The organism is Corallococcus interemptor, assembly GCF_003668875.1.
Lineage (GTDB): Bacteria > Myxococcota > Myxococcia > Myxococcales > Myxococcaceae > Corallococcus > Corallococcus interemptor.
In genome coordinates this window covers 1-16,423 of sequence record NZ_RAWM01000170.1, presented here as the reverse complement: position 1 = coordinate 16,423, position 16,423 = coordinate 1, and the positions used below count along the sequence as shown (strand labels likewise).

The window sequence follows — 16,423 nt, the reverse complement described above, 5'->3', positions numbered from 1 at the left end:
CCGTGAGAACCTTCCCCATGTGGTCATCCTGGGCGGCGGCTTCGGCGGCCTTCTTCAGGCCCTCCTTGCGCTCGCGCTCGCGGCGGCGGGTCTCCCGGTCGATGCCCTTCTGCGCGTCCTTGAGGTACTGCGCGGTGCGCTCGTCGGTGCCGCCCCTGGACTTGTATTGCTCCAGGAACGACGCGGCCTTCTGGAGGCGCTCCAGGGCGTCCATGCCGGCGGGCTCCAGGTCCAGGTGGAGCAGGCCCAGGTTGAAGTACGCGTCCCTGGTGTCCGGCTGGAGCTGGAGCACGCGCTCGTACTCCGCCAGGGCGCGGGGGAAGTCCCCTTCACCGCGGTACGCGTTGCCCAGGTTGAGGTGGGCGGCGGCGAAGTCCGGCGCGGCCTTCACCGCGGTCTCCAGCTCCACGCGAGCGCCGGCGTAGTCCTCGCCCTCGTTGAGCAGGGTGCCCAGGTTGTTGCGCGCCTCGGCGAAGTCCGGCCGGAGCGCGACGGCCTGGCGGAAGCGCTCCAGCGCCTGGGGCCGTTCCTTCAGGCCCAGGTGCACCAGACCCAGGGCGTTGAGGGTGGCCGCGTCCTGCGCGTCGATGGCCAGCGCGTTGCCCAGCACCATGGAGGCCAGCTCGTACTTGCCCTCGCGGGCGTACACCTGCGCGAGCACCTGCATGGCGGGCACGTGCTGCTCGCTGACCTGGAGCGCGCGGCGGGCCTCCGCGACGGCGGCGGGGTGCTTCTTCTGGAGCAGGAGGTTCAAGGCCAGCGCCGTGCGCCGCGCCACCGAGTCCTGCTTCGCCAGCGCCTCGCGCAGCTCCGCCTCCAGCGACGCGGCGCGGCCCGTGCGCGCGGCCAGCCGCACCAGGCAGTCCCACGCGGCCTCCTGGTCCGCGTCCAGCACCAGCGCCTGCCGGTAGGAGCGCTCCGCGTCCGGGAAGCGGCCCTGGCGCTCCTGCACGATGCCCAGGTTCGTCCACGCGGGCGCGAGCTTCGGGGACTTCTCCAAGAGGGCCTTGAGCGCCGTCTCCGCGATGGTCAGCTCACCGCGCCGGGCGACCTCCACCGCGCTGGTGAAGTCCCGCTCCGCGCCGGAGAGCGACCTGGCGACCGGCGCCGCCTCCTTGGGCTGGGGCTTCGTCTCCTCGGGCTTGGGAGCGGTGCTGACGGCCGTCGCGGGCCCGGCTTCCGGCCCGGTGAGCTTCGAGTCCTTGCGCGTCTCCGGGCCGGAGGCGCAGGCGGACAGCCAGAGCACGAGCCCCGTGAGCGCGAACTTGCGGCCCGCGTTCATGGCGTGCCCCCTTCCGTGAGCCGGGTGGCCGGGGCCGGCTCAGCGCGCGCGGGAGTGGACGGCGCGGTGAGGCTGCCCAGCAGGCCGTCCGGATACACCGCGTCCGACGCGAGCGCGCCCCGGGCCTCCTTGAGGACGGGGTACTCCTTGGGGCGGAAGCGGTTGAGGGACTCCAGCGTGCGGCGCGTCCACTCGTTGGAGACGCGGTTGTTGCGCGCCTCCTTGAGCGTGGCTGCGTAGCTCTCCACCGCGCGGTCCTCCAGCGCCACGGTGCGCTGCGTGAGCATGTCCTGGTACGTCACCACCGCGTCATCCCCCAGGCGCTTCACTTCCGGAGGCACCGGCGCTTCCAGCAGCGTGACCGCGAAGCGCTCCAGGGCGTAGCCGCGCCGGTAGAATGACGCCAGCGACCACTCCAGCTGCTTGTACGGCAGGACCTTCGCGTACGCGGCATCCACCGTCTTCACGGCTTCGGTCTTCTTGGTGAAGCTCTTCTCCAGCGCCTTGCCGGAGCCGCTGAGCTTCAGCGCGTCGAAGCGCTGGAACTCCAGCTCGGCCAGCTGGAAGCGGCTGTAGGCGGCGGCCTCCGCGGCGCGCGGCTGCGTGTCCGGCTTCAGCTTGCGGCGGTCGAAGTCATCCGCGGCGGCGGCGTACGCGCGCTGGGCTTCCTTCGCATTGCCGCGCTTCTTCCACGCGTCGCCCAGGCGGCGCTTCGCGTCCACCACCAGCTCCACCTGGTCCGGCTTGCTGGCGAACTTGCGGACGAAGGCCTCCAGCGCCTGGATTTCGCCCCTCGTGTCGCCCGACTTCTCCAGGATGCGGGCCGCGCGGTACTGGTTCTCCGGCGCGCTCTTCCCGTGGGGGTACAGCTCCACGGAGCGCTGGAAGGCGGCCGCGGCCTCCGTGTAGCGCTGCTGTCCTTCGAGCAGCGACGCCGCGTTGAAGAGCGCGGCCTCGCGCTCCTCGGCCTTCGGGTAGTCCTTCACCAGCTTCTGGTAGCTGGTGACGGCCTTGTCGAAGTCGTAGGACTTCTGCGCGTTGAGGGCCACGCGGAACAGCGCGGTGTGCGCCCACGGCGACTTCGGATAGTCGCGGTAGATGCGCTCGTAGAGCTTCATCGCGGAGTCGAAGCGGCGCAGCTCCTCGTACGCCACCGCCGCGTTGTTGAGCGCCTTGTCCGCGAACTCGTGGCGCGGGGCCTCCTCCACCAGCTGGAGGTACTTCTTCGCCGCCTCGTCGTAGCGCTTCTGCGAGGCCAGCTGATCCGCCAGGTTGAAGCGGCCGGCGAGCTTGAACTTCATCAGCTCGCGGTACTGGTCGCTGTCGGGGGCCACCACCTGCGCGTTGCTGGCGAGCCGCGCGCTGACCTCCTCCACGCTCTTCCAGTCCTGGTCGATGAGGAAGGACTCGATGATGAGGTTCGTCGCGTAGCCGGCCACCGGGTCGCGCGGGTAGGCCTGCACCACGCGCTCGAAGCGGGGGCGGGCCTGGGCGAAGTCGTCGTGCGTGTAGAACAGCTCCGCGGCCTGGTACGCGATACCCGGCGTGACCTCTTCCCCGGGCAGCAGCGCCACGTAGGCATCCGAGGCCTTCACCAGCGCGGCCTCGGTGGGGGCCAGGGCCACGGGCGCGTGCGGGCTGTCCTTGGGCCGCTCGCTGGCGCGCAGCGGCTTGCGCTCCGGCACGCGGCCCGCCTTCACGTCGTCGTCCAGCTGCGCCTTCCAGGCGAGCACCGCGTTGTGCGCGGACACGTGGCGGTAGGTGTTGTCCTGGTTGGAGTCGCGGACGGCCTCGTACTCCTTCGCCGCGGGGCCGTACGCGTCCGAGTTGAACAGGGTCTCGGCGTGGAAGAAGCGCATCGCGTACGCGGTCTTGCTGCGCGGGAAGCGCTCCAGGTACGTGCCGTACGCGCGCGCCGCGGCGGCGTAGGTGGCCTTCGCCTCCGCGTCCTTGCCTTCCTTCTGGAAGGCCTGCGCCTGCTGGTGCTGGTACGCGGCGGCGGAGTAGAGGCTCTGCTCGGCGAGCGTCTGCGCGTGCGACAGCGCGTTCGGGTCGTCCTTGTTCTTCTCGTACCAGGCGCCGCCGGGCAGGTAGTCGTTGGCCAGCTTCTCCGACTCCCGCGCGTACAGGTCCATGCGCCGGTCGCGCTCGTAGGCCTGGACGATGCGCTGCTGCAACCGCGGCGCGTCCGTGGTGAGCGGGTCGGTGGCCAGCACCTGCTGGTACGCGGCGATGGCCTCCGGGTTGCGGAGCTGGTCGAAGTAGACGTTGCCCAGCCGCCGGTACACCTCGGCTTCGTAGGGCCGGCCGCCGCGCTTCGCGAAGAGGTCGCGTGCCTTCGCCACGCCGCCCCACGTCTCATCCGCCAGCGACAGCGCGATGTACTGGATGGCCTCCGCGCGCAGGTCGCCTTCATCCGCCTTGCTGCCGGACTGCTGGTGGGACTGGTAGTGGTCCAGCAGCAGCAGGAAGCTGTCCACGGACTCCTCGAACCAGTCCATCCGGTAGTACGTCCAGGCCAGCTTGTAGCGGGCCTTGTCGTAGAACCGGTGCTCCGTGTCGCGGGTGGCGGCGGTGTACGCGTCCGCGGCCTTGCGCAGGGCCTCCGGGTCGGACTCGTCCTCGAACCAGTACTCGCCAATGCGCGTCCACGCGTCGGTGGCGAAGCGGCTCTTCGGGTAGCGCGTGGTGAGCTGCTGGTAGGTGGCGAGGCTCTCCTCGTCCTTGTGCTGCTCGTTGAGGCAGTACGCCAGCAGGTACAGCGAGCCGTCGTTGAGCTTGTAGTCCGGGAAGCGCGCGAGCAGCGTGCGGTACAGGCCGATGGACGGCGTGAAGTCCACCTCCGGCTCCGGCGGCAGGTCCATCATCTGCTCGTCGGACAGCGTGCGCACGCGCTCCGCGTAGTCCTTGCGCGCCAGCTGGTGCTCGTCCGCGGAGCGCTCGTAGTAGAGCTCCGCCAGGCGGAACATCACGTCCGGCGTGGCGCGGGGCTCGTCCGGGTAGCGGCGCAGGAAGTCCTCGAAGCGGGCGATGGCGTCCAGCCGCTGCGTGCGCTCCTGCGACTCCAGCGCGGTGAGCGTCTTCTCGTAGGCGCTGTTGAGCCCCGAGCGCTTCTGCTGGTAGCGCCGCTCGATGAGCTGCTTCACCTCGCGGTGGAAGTCGCGCGACTCCGCTTCGTACGCCTCCAGCGCGCGGCTCACGTCGCGCAGCAGCTTCTCCTGTTCCGGCGTGTGGCCCAGGCCGTCCAGGTAGCGTGAGGTGGGCGCGGGCGTTGCCGCGGGCGCGGGTGGGGATTTCGCGGGCGCTGAAGGCGCGGTGGCCTTCTTCGCGGCCTGGCTGGGAGCCTTGGCCTTCGCGGCGTGGGCGGCCAGCGGCGCGAGGGCCAGGAAGAGGGCGAGGGCAGGGCGGCGCATGGCTTCTTCAGTCCCCCCCTTCCGACGTCAGGACGTCCTTGAACTCCGAATCCAGCGCCCGCAGCGCGTCCGCCTTCTCCTTGGCGACCTTCTGGATGTTCGACGCGTTGTCCTGCGTGCGGCTGAAGGCCACGTCCACCGTGCCGGTGTCGGCCTTGAGCACCAGGTCGTAGAACTGCTGCCGCACGCGGCGGAAGCTCTCGTAGGCGATGCGGCCCACCAGGTTGCGGGCGTCACCGGACGCGGCGGCCACCTCCTGCTCGTAGCCCTGGAGCAGCGCCTGCTCCACGCGCACCTTGTCGCGGATGGACTTCACGCGCAGCTCCAACCGCGAGCGCAGCGCCACCCGCGCCACCGCCACGCGGCCGCGCAGCGAGTCGATGCGCGAGCGAACCGCGTGCATGCGGAGCAACACGCGGGTGTCCTCGCCGGACAGCCGGCCTTCACCGGCGCGCAGGATGCCGTGCTCCTGCTGGAGCGCGGCGGCATAGCGGGCGCGGATGGCGGCCTCGCCCTCCAGCGACGTGTCCGTGGACTGGCGCTCGCTGGCGAGCCGGGCGCGGGTGCGATCCAACTCCGCCTGCAAATCCCTCAGCGTGGCGATCTCCGCCTGGAGCTGCACCAGGAACTCGCGCTCCTCCGCGGGGTCCGCCTGCCGCTCCTCGCGCGTGTCCTCCACCCACTTGCGGATGGCGGCGGCGTTGGCGTGCAGGCTCTGCAGCTCGTACCCCACGCGGAAGGCCTCGCGGTCCACCGCGTCCACCTTCGCCTGCATGCGCGCGCGGCGCTCCTCCAGCTCCTTGTTGGTGGTGGGCAGCGCCTCGAAGCGCAGCCGCTGGGCCTCGCGCGCGCCCTGGGCGACGAGCAGCTTCTCGCGCTCGGCGGGCGTCAGCTTCTCCTCCACCAGCCCGGCTTCCGCCTGCACCAGGGCCTGCTCCACGGCGGTGAGCGCGGTGTCGGCGGCCTCCGTGCGGACGTAGCCTTCCTGCAGCTCCGGGAAGGCCTCCAGGCCGCGCGCGTCCAGCGCCTCCAGGATGCGCTCCGCGATGGCCTTCGCATCACCCGCGCCCTGACGGCCGCTGTCCAGGTCGCCCACCATCCGCACCGCGTCCGCGACCTCCTTCTGCGTGGACGCGTACTTCAGCGCCAGCGGGGGCAACAGCGTGCTCACGTCCAGCGAGCGCTCGTTGCGCGCGAGCAGGTTGTCGAAGTACGCGACCGGGTCCTGGTTCACGCGCAGGAGCGCGTCCACCTTGTCGCGCGCGGGCCGGAACATGTTGGCCACGCCGTCATACGTCTCCAGCGCCTCGTCGTACTGGCGCAGCTTCTGGAGCAGGTGCCCCTGGAGGATGCGTCCCTCGGGCGCGAGCTGCGAGTCCGGCGCGACGAGCAGCAGGATGTCCGTGGCGTTCTTCGCCTGCGTGAAGTCCTGCTTGCGCACGTACGTCCACGCGACCTCCAGCAGCGACTCCGGGAAGCGCTCGCTCTCGCGCGGAATCTGGCCGTAGTGGTCCAGCGCCTCGTCGAAGCGGCCCGTCTCGTACATCAGCCGGCCCAACGACAGGTACGCGAGCTCACGGAAGCGCTGGGCCTCCGCCTCCGCGATGCCCGTGGACACCACGGCATCCGGCCCGCTGCCCACGATGCGCTGGAACTGCGCGATGGCGGCCGGGTAGTCCCCGCTCTGCACGCTCAGCACGCCCAGGTGGTAGATGGCCTGCACGCGGAAGGCGCCGGGCGTCTGCGCCAGCGGGGCGAACAGCGCGCGCGAGCGCTTCTGGTGCTCCTCCGGCGTCAAATCCATGCGCTTGAAGGTGCCGCGCGCGTGCACGTAGGCGATGTCCGGCGCCAGCACGCCGCCCGACAGCTGCCGCGCCTTCTCCACGTACGCGTCGATGCCCTCGAACTGCTGGAGCCGTCCCGCCACCGCGAGGTAGCGGCTCACGGCCTCCTTGTAGCGCTGCGGCGTCAGGGGCAGCGACAGCACGTCGCGCAGGTACACCCGCGCGCCAATGTCGTTCTTCTGCTGGTAGAGCGCGTCCGCCAGGTAGAAGACCGCCTCCGGGTAGCGCGGGTTCGCCTTGAACTCCGGGTCGCTCACCAGGTCGTAGAAGAGGACGGACGCGGCGGCCCAGTCCCCCAGGAGCGAGTAGACCTCGCCCTCGGAGAAGCGCTTGAGCTGCGAGTCGGTGCTGCTGGGCTCGGGGCGCTCGGTGAACTGCGTCTCCACGAAGCGCAGGGACTGCTCCGCGGCGCGCAGCTGCGCCTCCACCGCCTCCACCGGCGCCGCGCGCGAGCTCAGCGAGGCGGGCATGGGCGGCAGCGGGGCTCCCGGCTTGGAGGCCTGGGGCGCCGGAGCGGGCGCGGCCCCGAGGGACAGCGCGAGGGCCAGGGCGTGCAGCGTCGCGGTCACGGCCGTCCGCTCCTACTTCGGCTCGCTGGAGGTGGTGGCCGGAGCGGCGGGCGGAGCGCCGTCCGTGGCAGCCCCCGGACCCGGAGGCCGGTTCGCGCGCGTGTCCTTGGCCACTTCGATGTCGTAGCGCACCGCGGGCCGGTCCTTGAGGTCCGTGGTGAGGCCGCCCTTCTCCACGCCCACCACGTTCACCGTGGTGACCTTTCCGGACTCCGCGTTGAAGGTGTAACTGGATTGCACCTTGAACTTGTAGCCTTCCAGGTAGCTGAACACGCCGTAGCCGCTGCCCCGGTAGACCAGGCGCACGGCGAGCTGGTGCTGGCCCGGCACGATGCGGCCGTTGAAGACCTCCAGCGACTGGTGACGGTTCAGGTCTCCCTGCGTGTCCACCTGGGTGAAGATGGGCGCGCCGTCCAGCGCGTACACCACCGACTCCAGCTGGAACGCGTTGCCCATCTCGTTCTTGTGCACCAGCACCGCGCGGGCGCCGGTGGACAGCTCGCCGCCCATCACCGACTCCTGGAGCAGCAGCAGGCGCGCCTTGGAGCGGTAGATCTTCTCCTTCAGGTCGACGACCTGCTCCTCCAGCGTCTTCACGCGGGACGTGAAGGCCTCGTCCGCCGTCTGATCACCCGTGGGTGTCGTCTGGGGCGCGGCGGCGGCCGCGGAAGCAGCGGCGGCCGGCGGCGGGGATGCAGGGGAGGGGGACGCACCTTGCGCGAACACCGGCCCCGAAAGGCCAGCGCTCAGGAGCGCGAGGAGACGAAAGGTGGCGGTTGTGACGCGCACGGTACGACCTCGGAAGGCGGCTCTGCCCGACGGCACGAGGTCATACCACCCTTTGTGGAGGGCTGCCCGGTAGGGGATGACCCGCCGGGCAGGACAGCAGGCGGAGGGTCAGCCCCCCTTGCGCAGCTCGGTGAGGACCAGCTTGGCCACGGCCTTGAGCGTGTCGAACACACCCACGCCCGTGGGGGCCACGGCCTGGTACTCCGGGATGTTCCGCGGGTTGAGCGCCTTGCGCATCTCCTCCACGGTCACCGCGTTGGGCAGGTCGCGCTTGTTGTACTGCACGACGTACGGAATCTTGTTCAGGTCGTAGCCCTGCTCGGCCAGGTTGATGCGCAGGTTCTCCAACGACTCCATGTTGGCTTCCATGCGTTCAATCTGGCTGTCCGCGACGAACACCACGCCGTCCACGCCCTTGAGGATGAGCTTGCGGCTGGCGTCGTAGAACACCTGACCCGGCACCGTGTAGAGGTGGAAGCGCGTCTTGAAGCCGCGGATCTCACCCAGGGACAGCGGCAGGAAGTCGAAGAAGAGCGTGCGGTCCGTCTCCGTGGAGAGGGAGATGAGCTTGCCCTTCGTGTCCGCCGCGGTCTTGTTGTAGATGTACTGAAGGTTGGTCGTCTTCCCGCAGAGTCCCGGCCCGTAATAGACAATCTTGCAGTTGATTTCGCGGGATGAGTAATTGATGAAGGACATGGCTTCCCGGGTTACTCGCTGAAGAGGTTGTCGATATCGTCGTCGGAGATCTCGGCGAACGGCGAACCGGCTCCGGGGCTGTCGGTCTTCTTCACGAGGCTTTCGAAGATCTTCGTCAGCTCGTCGCTGGCCTTCTTGATGCGCAGGCGCACCAGGCCCAGGCTCGTGCGGTTGTCGAAGATGACGACCAGCACCACGCGGCTGCCCACGATGGTCATGTAGAGGCTGTCCTTCGCCCCTTCATGGAACTGGTTGGGGAACTCGTTCTCCCCGATCAGCTTCGCGAGCCCGCCCATGGCGGCCACGTTGCCGGCCGTCAGCGACGCGAGCGACGTGGTGTCGATGTTCTGCGTCTGGCCGGCCGAGGAGATGAGCTGGCCGTTCTTGTCGACGAGGAAGACCACCTTCGCGTTCGCGTCCTTGGTGAGCCGGTCGCAAACGGCGTTGATCTTGGTGAACTCCTCTTCGTACATCACCAGTTGCGTGCCCATGGGCGTATGCGCTCCTCAGCGTTCGCTCGCCCCGCGCACGGCGGCGCTCCGATGTTTCTGGAGTGAATCCCGGAGGTTAGACGAGGCGCTACCGACCGCCGTCATGCTTAGCAAAGCAGTTCCACTCCAGCAAGAAGCCAGCCGTGATCCGCGCCGCTTCTTGGAGGAATCACGGCTTCGCGGGTTGGGACACCTGCCCACCTTCTCTATACTCTCCCGGGCCTTGCGCCGCCCGAGCCCCCTCACCGACATCCTCCCGCGCCTCGCCGTCCTCGCCCTGGCGCTCGCCTGCGCGGGGGCCGCTCGTGCGCAGGCCCCGGAGTCCGAGCGCGCCTCGCTGCGTCTTCGCTATGGCCTGTCCTCGCGTCAGGGTGAGCAGGTGGATGTAGGGCCCGGGCTCACCTATTCCGGGCTGACGCCGAACGACGTGGCGCTGACGTTGATGGGCTGGGCGGGCGCGTACCTGGGCGGCCAGGTGGATCTGCAGCGCGAGGCCTTCGAGCTGCGGGACGCCTCGTCGCGCGTGACGGGTGGAAGCCTGGTGCGCGGCTCGGTGGGGCCGCGCGGGCGGCTGTCGCTGGGGCCGGTGTGGCTGGAGCTGGGCGCGGGGTACGGCTTCGCGCAGCTGCCGCTGTTCGGCGGGTTCACCTACGCGCCGGTGTTGCAGCGGGGCGTGCGGCACGCGGCGCTGTTCTCCGGGCGGGTGGTGGTGGCGCTTCCGGCGGAGCTTCAGCTGGAGGCGCGCGGCGAGGTGCCGCTGACGCTGTCCGCGCACGCGGCGGACGGGCTGAAGGCGTCGTCGTCCGGCTACGTGGTGGGCGCGGCGCTGTCGTATCCGGTGGTGCGCCGGGACGGCTGGACGGGGCGGTTGCTGCTGGACGTGCAGCAGGCGCACGACACGATGGAGCTGGAGGCCAGCGGCCTGCGCTCCGAGCAGCGGATGCGCCGGATGGGCCTGGGCTTCGAGGTGGCGCTGGCGGGCGTGGGCCGGGCGTCGCGGCCCGTGGATGGCCCGCGCCAGGCGTTCGTCGCGCTGAGCGTCGTGGACGCGGAGACGGGCGCCCCGCTGCCGGGCGCGCACGTGCGCGTGCCTTCGTTGAAGACGCCCGGCACGGACGAGGAGTTGGTCGCGGACGCGCAGGGACAGCTGCGGGTCCTGCTCCCTGAAGGCTCGCAGTCCGCGCAGGCGAGCGTGGAGGGCTACGAGGACGCGACCGCGGTCGCCACCGTCACCGGTGCCGAGGAGAGCGCGCCCGTGCAGCTGCGCCTGCGCAAGAAGGCGCCGGCCACGGGCTCGCTCAAGGTGAAGGTGGTGCAGGGCAAGAGCGGCGTCCCCGTTCCCGACGTGAAGGTCGTTTGGGGCACCGCGCTGCTGCGCACGAACATGGTGGGCGAGGTGCTGCTGGAAGGGCTCGCGCCGGGACCGGTGGCCATTGCCATGTCCGCGCCGGGCTTCCGCGCCACGGAAGAGGCGGCGGTGGTGGTGGCGGGGCAGACGTCGGAGCTGGTGGTGGTGCTGTCGCAGGAGCGCAAGGGCGAGCAGGCCACGCTGGTGGGCCAGGTGCGCAGCGCTCGCAACGGCAAGCCGCTGGTGGCGACGGTGACGATTCCGCAGGCCAAGGTGCGCACGCGCACGGACAAGAGCGGCACCTTCACCGCGCGCGTCCGGGGCGGCACGTACCGCATCACCCTGTCCGCACCCGGGCACCGGACCCAGACGAAGGTGGTCACCGTGCGCGAGGGCGAGCAGGCGATTCTCAACGTGGATCTGTTCCCGAGGGGCCGGTGAATCACGCCCGTCCGTCGTCGAGGTTTCAGTGAGTCCTGTCCGCGTCCTGGCGCTGTCGCTGCTCGTCCTCCTCTCCGGCTGCTCGGGGTGTGAACGCGAGGAGGCGGCGAAACCTCCGCCAGCGGTGGTGGAGGTGGACGCGGGCGTGGTCGTTCCCATTGGCCGCCTGGAAGGGCTGTCCGGCGACGTGCGCCTGGAGCGCGGCGGCAAGGTGGGCCCGGCCGTCGAAGGCCCGCTGCTCGCGGGCGACGCGGTGGAGACGGGTGAGAGCGGATCCGCGACGGTGCGCTTCCCGGGTGACCGGACGGTGGAGGTGGGCAGCGAGGGCCGGTTCGCGCTGGGCTCGGACGCGACGGGCGTGGTGATGAAGGTGGAGCGCGGCATCGTGCTGTCGCGCGTGCCCGCGAAGGCGGACGGCGCGGGCTCGAAGGTGACGTTGAACATCCTCACCCCGTTCGGCCTCACGCGCGTGGGGCCGGAGCCGTCCGAGGTGAAGGTCGCGGTGGCGGAGGACTCGGCGCGCGTGGAGGTGAAGCTGGGCGCCATCGAGCTGGTCTCCAAGGACGGCAAGACGCTGCGCGCGGCGCAGGGCGACGCGGTGGACCTGAGCCGCGAGCGCGCCCAGGTGACGTCCGCCCCGCGCGTCGTGGAGCTGGCGCCCATCCCGGTGACGGTGCGCGCGACGTCGGGTGTCGCGGAGGTGAAGGCGAAGGATACGGGCCGCTGGCGCAAGGTGCGCCGCGAGGGCGAGGTGCTGGCCTTCGGCGACGGCGTACGGACGAAGGGCGGCGAGGCGGTGCTGTCGCTCAAGGACAGCGGCACGGTGCTGACCCTGGCCCCGGGCGCGGAGGCGGTGCTGGAGAGCGCGGGACAGCAGGGCACCATCGACGAGGCGCGGGTGAACCTGCTCCAGGGCCTGTTGGCCGTGCAGCTCGCCATGGGGCGCGAGAGCCGCGTGGTGCTGCCGGGGATGACGGTGGAGTCCGGCAGTGGCGCGCGATTGGAGATCCGCCGCACCGGCGCCGTCATGCAGGTGGCCGCGCACACGGGCGACGTGACGCTGCGGCGGGGCGAGGCGCGGCAGGAGCTGCGCGCCGGTGAGCGCGCCACCGTGGGCTCGGACGGCAACGCGAAGGTGGAGCCGCTGGAGGCGGCGGTGGTGGCGGTGCGCCCGGGCGAAGGCACGGAGGTCTTCCACCGGGGTCTTCAGGAGGTGGCGCTCACCTGGGACGGCGAGGGTGACGCGGTGGTGGAGGCGGCGCAGGACGCGGCCTTCAAGCGCCCGGTGCTCTGGGGCCGCGTGCACCGTCCTTCCGTCAACGTGTCCGCGCTGGCCCGGGGCACGCTGTATTGGCGGGTGCGCAAGGACGACGGCACGAAGGTGGCGGCCGGCAGCGTCCACTTCGCTCCGGAGTCCCCGACCAGCTCGCTCGCGCGCGTGCGCAACGTGGTGCCGGAGGGGCCGGAGAAGACGACCATCTTCTACCAGGACAAGCCCCCCGCGGTGACGTTCACCTACGGCGAGGAACCGCAGGCCCGTACCTATCGCGTGGCGGTGTACAAGGCGGGCTCGCTGGCGACGCCGGTGGTGCAGCGCACGGTGTCGGAGACGCGCGCGGCGCTGGAGGCGGGGCAGCTGGGGGAGGGCAGCTACCTGTGGTCCGTCACGCCGCTGTCGCAGGCGGGCGCGGCCCTCAAGGGCGGACGGATGAACAAGCTGGAGCTCGTCTACGACAACTCGGTGGTGGGGCTGGTGGTGGACAGCCCGCGCCAGGGTGGGCCGGCGGCGGAGAAGGTGCGGGCCTCGGGCGTGGCGCCGGTGAATGCCCGCCTGTCCATCAACGGACGGGACGTGCCCTTGGACGCCAAGCACCGCTTCGATACGTGGGTGCCCCCCATGGGAATGCCCCCCCTGCTGGTGTTTAAGATGACGCGCCCTGGTGCCCCGGACGTACTCACGGTGCGCACCCTGAAAGCGCGAGGACCTTGAGGGATGGCACAGCCCAACGTTCCCATTCCGGATCCCGCTGGCGCCTCCACGGCCACGCTGCTGCAGCCCTACGGACAGTACGTCCTCGTGCGCAAGCTGGCCGAGGGCGGCATGGCGGAGATCTTCCTCGCCAAGCTGCTGGGCGCGGACGGCTTCGAGCGCAACGTGGTGCTCAAGCGGATGCTGCCGTCGCTGTCCGCCATCCCGGACTTCGTGGAGATGTTCCGCGACGAGGCGCGGCTCGCGGCGAAGCTGTCGCATCCGCACATCGTGCAGATCCACGAGCTGGGCTTCACGGACGGCTGCTACTACATCTGCATGGAGTACCTCGCGGGCGAGGACTTCTCCACGACGCTGCGGCTCGCGGGCCGGCGACGGCAGTACGTGCCGCTGCCGGTGGTGATGCGGGTGCTCATCGACGCGGCCCGGGGCCTGCACTTCGCGCACACCTTCACCAACGAGCAGGGCCAGCCGCTGCACGTGGTGCACCGGGACGTGTCCCCGTCCAACCTGTACGTGACGTACCAGGGCCAGGTGAAGGTGCTGGACTTCGGCATCGCCAAGGCCGAGTCGCGACTGGTCCAGACGCGCACGGGCGTGGTGAAGGGCAAATACATCTACATGGCGCCGGAGCAGGCGCAGGGCAAGGAGGTCGACCCGCGCGCGGACGTCTTCTCCCTGGGCGTCAGCCTCTACGAGGCCGTCACGCACGTGCGGCCCTTCTCCCGTGAGAACGACCTGGCGGTGCTCAACGCGCTCTTGCAGGGCGAGTTCGAGAAGCCGCGCGCGCTGAGGCCGGACCTGCCGGAGGGCCTGGAGGCCATCATCCTCAAGGCCATGGCCATCAAGCCGGAGGACCGGTACGCGAGCGCGGAGGACTTCGCGGAAGCGCTGGAGACCTTCGCCTCGGACTTCCAGGGCGGGGCCGCGAGCCCCCCGGCGCTGGGCACGTTCCTGCGCAACCACTTCGGCGAGGAGCGCGTCACGGAGAAGACGCGCATCCCCACGATGGCCACGCTCACGTCCGCGCGCCCGATGGACTCCGAGTCCACGGCCGTCCTGCCGCCCGTCGCCGGTCCGCAGGTGTCCCGCCCCAGCGGCACTGGCGTGAGGGCGCTGACCGCGCAGAACAAGGCGTTGCCCGTGCCGGAGGTCGTGCCGAGCGCGCCGGTGGCGAAGCCCGCGTCCCGGCGTTGGATTGCCGGAGTGGTGGGGGGCATGGCGCTGATGGCCGCCGGGGTGGCGTTCGTCGTCGCGCGGCCCGGTGGTGCCGGAACGAACGTCGCGCCGCCGCCGGCCCCCGCGCCCGTGGTGGATGCGACGCCGCCGGCGCCTCCCGTGCAGGCCCCGAAGCCCGAGAGTCCTCCCCCCGCGAACGTGCCGGACGAGACGCCGGGCGGTGTCGCGGTGGCGGCTTCCGTCACGGACTCACGTCCCGTGGACGACGGTGCGGAGGCGGAGGACACGCGCGGCCGCAAGCCGGGGAAGAAGCCGGCGGCGAAGGAGCCCGTGTCGCTGGGCATCGACGACATCCAGCGCGTGGTGTCCGGCGGCCGCTCGAAAATCACGGGCTGCTTCGAGCGCTACAAGTCCGACCTGCCGGCGGCTTCCGGCGAGGTGCAGGTGGAGCTCACCATCGTGTCCTCCGGCAAGGTGCGCGCGGGCACGCGCGGGCCGCTGGCGTCCACGGCGGTGGGGCGCTGCCTGGAGGCGCAGGCCCAGAGCCTGCGCTTCCCGGCGCACCGCGACCAGGAGGTCACGGTGTTGATGCCGTTCTCGTGGAAGGTGACGCAGTAGCCCGCGCCGTCACAGGTCGCGGCGGGCGGACAGCGCCTTGGCCAGCGTGGCCTGGTCCGCGAACTCCAGGTCGCCGCCCATGGGCAGGCCCTGCGCGATGCGCGTCACCCGCAGGCCCATGGGCTTGAGCAGGCGCGTGAGGTAGAGCGCGGTGGCCTCGCCCTCGATGTCCGGGTTGGTGGCGAGGATGATCTCCTCCACCCGGCTGTCGTTGAGGCGCTGGAGCAGCTCCTTGATGCGCAGCTGCTCCGGGCCCACGCCTTCCAGCGGTGACAGCACGCCGTGCAGCACGTGGTAGCGGCCCTTGAACTCGCGGGTGCGCTCCAGCGCCATCAGGTCGGAGTAGGTCTCCACCACGCACAGGGCGCGCTCGTCGCGGCGGTTGTCGCGACAGAAGCCGCACAGCTCCGAGTCGGTGAGGGAGAAACAGCGCACGCACAGGTGCACCTTCTCCTTCACCTCTCGGATGGCCTGCGAGAGGTCGACGGCGAACTCGCCCGGCGCCCGCAGGATGTGGAACGCGAGGCGCTGGGCGGTCTTCTCACCAATGCCCGGCAGCTTCGCGAGCTGGGCGACCAGGCGGTTCAGCGGATCGGGAGTCATCCGTCGTTAATTAATGCCGGGGATCTTCACGCCGCCGGAGATCTTCGCCAGCTCCGCGTTCATGTGCTGACGGCTGTTCGCCAGGGCAGCGTTCACGGCGGCGGTGATGAGGTCCTCGAGCATCCCCGGGTCGTTGGGGTCGATGGCGCTCTTGTCGATCTTGATGCTGCGGATCTCCTGCACGCAGTTGGCGACGACCGTCACGCGGCCCTCGCCGGACTTCGCCTCGACGGTCTCTTCCGCCAGCTGCTTCTTCCGCTCTTCGATCTTCTCGGTGAGCTTGTTCGCCTGCCGGATGAAGTAGTTCAGGTCGATGCCGGGCATGTGCTTCCTCGGTCCCCAGTCGTGGGAGCGCGGGCCGGCATGGCGCCGCTCGGAGCAGGGACGTGGTCCGCGCACCCTAGCGGGGCCCGGCGGCGTTGTCAGTCGTCAGGAGCGGCCGGGACGTCCGGGAGGTTAGCCGGTGGCCGCTCGGGCTCGTAGACCTGGATGTGCTCGATTTCGCCGCCCAGCATCTTGAGGATGGCCCGCACGGACGCGTGGGAGCGCACCTTGCCCTCGGTGGTCTTCTCGTGGGTGTTGCGGGTCTGGGTGTCCACCTCGGAGAGGCTCAGCCCCATTCCGCCCGGGAGGGCTTCCTGGGTCTGGGGCACGTCCACGATGGTGAGCTTCACGGCCTTGCCGAAGTGCGAGGCCAGCGCCGCGTCCACGGTGGCCTTGCCCACGGGGGCGGCCACGGCGGCCTTGTGGAAGGCGGCGGAGGGCGGATAGCCCAGGACGATTTCACCCGCCCGCATGGACTGGAGGCGGCCGTTGGCGAGCGCCGTGCCGTGGCGCACGGACGCGGCCTTCACGGTCTCCACGGCGGCGCGCCAGCGCTCGGGCAGGGGGCGGTTGGGGTTGTCGCGGCTGGTGGCGACGGGCGCCATCGCGGGCGGCGGCTCGGGTTCCGGCGGCTCCGGTTCCGGGGCGGCGGGCTGCGCGACGGGGATGCACTCGCCGGACGCACAGCCTTCGGCGGAGCCCTCTTCCGGGAACATGCGCTCGTCCGCTTCCTCGTCGCCGTGGGGCGGAGGTTCGGGCGGAGCCACCGGTTCGGGCTTGCGCATGTTGGTGATGCGCACGGTGGGAGCGGCGGGCTCGGCCGCGGGGGCCGGAGG

At 70.8% G+C, this 16,423-nt stretch carries 11 protein-coding genes and 1 pseudogene; 3 read left to right on the top strand and 9 right to left on the bottom strand.

Going from position 1 to position 16,423, the window contains the following annotated elements; all coding sequences use genetic code 11:
- From D7X96_RS35575 to mglB, 6 genes are all read right to left on the bottom strand, one after another.
- A partial coding sequence (locus tag D7X96_RS35575; RefSeq protein ID WP_121771740.1) for a tetratricopeptide repeat protein occupies positions 1-1,282 on the bottom strand: 1,282 nt, incomplete at its 3' end.
- Positions 1,279-4,695 carry a tetratricopeptide repeat protein gene (locus D7X96_RS35570; protein ID WP_121771739.1) on the bottom strand — a complete coding sequence of 1,139 codons (3,417 nt, stop codon included), beginning with the start codon at positions 4,693-4,695 and terminating at the stop codon, positions 1,279-1,281. The genes D7X96_RS35575 and D7X96_RS35570, both read right to left, overlap by 4 nt.
- Before the next feature lie 7 nt (positions 4,696-4,702).
- Entirely contained in the window at positions 4,703-7,108 is a 2,406-nt protein-coding gene (locus D7X96_RS35565; RefSeq protein WP_121771738.1) for a tetratricopeptide repeat protein, read from the bottom strand.
- 12 nt (positions 7,109-7,120) lie between these two features.
- Positions 7,121-7,897: a dihydrolipoamide acetyltransferase gene (locus D7X96_RS35560; protein WP_121771737.1), complete on the bottom strand. Its 777-nt coding sequence runs from the start codon at positions 7,895-7,897 to the stop codon at positions 7,121-7,123.
- 108 nt (positions 7,898-8,005) lie between these two features.
- A complete protein-coding gene (mglA, locus tag D7X96_RS35555) occupies positions 8,006-8,593 on the bottom strand; it encodes a gliding-motility regulator Ras-like GTPase MglA (protein WP_014394794.1) in 588 nt (195 codons plus the stop codon).
- An 11-nt stretch (positions 8,594-8,604) separates the two neighbouring features.
- Positions 8,605-9,084: a gliding-motility regulator GTPase-activating protein MglB gene (gene mglB, locus D7X96_RS35550; protein ID WP_002637270.1), complete on the bottom strand. Its 480-nt coding sequence runs from the start codon at positions 9,082-9,084 to the stop codon at positions 8,605-8,607.
- A gap of 223 nt (positions 9,085-9,307) precedes the next feature.
- On the opposite strand from mglB, the gene D7X96_RS35545 reads away from it, so the two are divergent.
- From D7X96_RS35545 to D7X96_RS35535, 3 genes are read left to right on the top strand one after another with little or no spacing between them, the layout of a single operon-like run.
- On the top strand, positions 9,308-10,873 hold the full coding sequence (locus D7X96_RS35545; RefSeq protein WP_244219834.1) for a carboxypeptidase regulatory-like domain-containing protein: 1,566 nt from the start codon (positions 9,308-9,310) through the stop codon (positions 10,871-10,873).
- A gap of 28 nt (positions 10,874-10,901) precedes the next feature.
- Positions 10,902-12,863, top strand: coding sequence for a FecR family protein (locus D7X96_RS35540; RefSeq protein WP_121771735.1), 1,962 nt, complete (start codon positions 10,902-10,904; stop codon positions 12,861-12,863).
- 3 nt (positions 12,864-12,866) lie between these two features.
- Positions 12,867-14,660 carry a protein kinase domain-containing protein gene (locus tag D7X96_RS35535; protein ID WP_121771734.1) on the top strand — a complete coding sequence of 598 codons (1,794 nt, stop codon included), beginning with the start codon at positions 12,867-12,869 and terminating at the stop codon, positions 14,658-14,660.
- Positions 14,661-14,669: 9 nt separating this feature from the next.
- Here the strand turns inward: D7X96_RS35535 and recR are convergent, their stop codons facing one another.
- From recR to D7X96_RS35520, 3 genes and pseudogenes are all read right to left on the bottom strand, one after another.
- Positions 14,670-15,263, bottom strand: a complete 594-nt coding sequence (gene recR / locus D7X96_RS35530) for a recombination mediator RecR (protein WP_120551981.1) — start codon at positions 15,261-15,263, stop codon at positions 14,670-14,672.
- A gap of 6 nt (positions 15,264-15,269) precedes the next feature.
- Complete coding sequence (locus D7X96_RS35525) at positions 15,270-15,587, bottom strand: YbaB/EbfC family nucleoid-associated protein (protein ID WP_120551982.1); 318 nt, start codon at positions 15,585-15,587, stop codon at positions 15,270-15,272.
- 98 nt (positions 15,588-15,685) lie between these two features.
- A pseudogene (locus D7X96_RS35520) lies at positions 15,686-16,423 on the bottom strand (DNA polymerase III subunit gamma/tau); the annotation flags it as partial.

Bases quoted from the DNA above. Each gene is read 5' to 3' on its own strand.
- D7X96_RS35570 (WP_121771739.1), bottom strand. From the start codon at position 4,695: ATGCGCCGCCCTGCCCTCGCCCTCTTCCTGGCCCTCGCGCCGCTGGCC.
- mglA (WP_014394794.1), bottom strand. From the start codon at position 8,593: ATGTCCTTCATCAATTACTCATCCCGCGAAATCAACTGCAAGATTGTC.
- mglB (WP_002637270.1), bottom strand. From the start codon at position 9,084: ATGGGCACGCAACTGGTGATGTACGAAGAGGAGTTCACCAAGATCAAC.
- D7X96_RS35535 (WP_121771734.1), top strand. From the start codon at position 12,867: ATGGCACAGCCCAACGTTCCCATTCCGGATCCCGCTGGCGCCTCCACG.
- recR (WP_120551981.1), bottom strand. From the start codon at position 15,263: ATGACTCCCGATCCGCTGAACCGCCTGGTCGCCCAGCTCGCGAAGCTG.
- D7X96_RS35525 (WP_120551982.1), bottom strand. From the start codon at position 15,587: ATGCCCGGCATCGACCTGAACTACTTCATCCGGCAGGCGAACAAGCTC.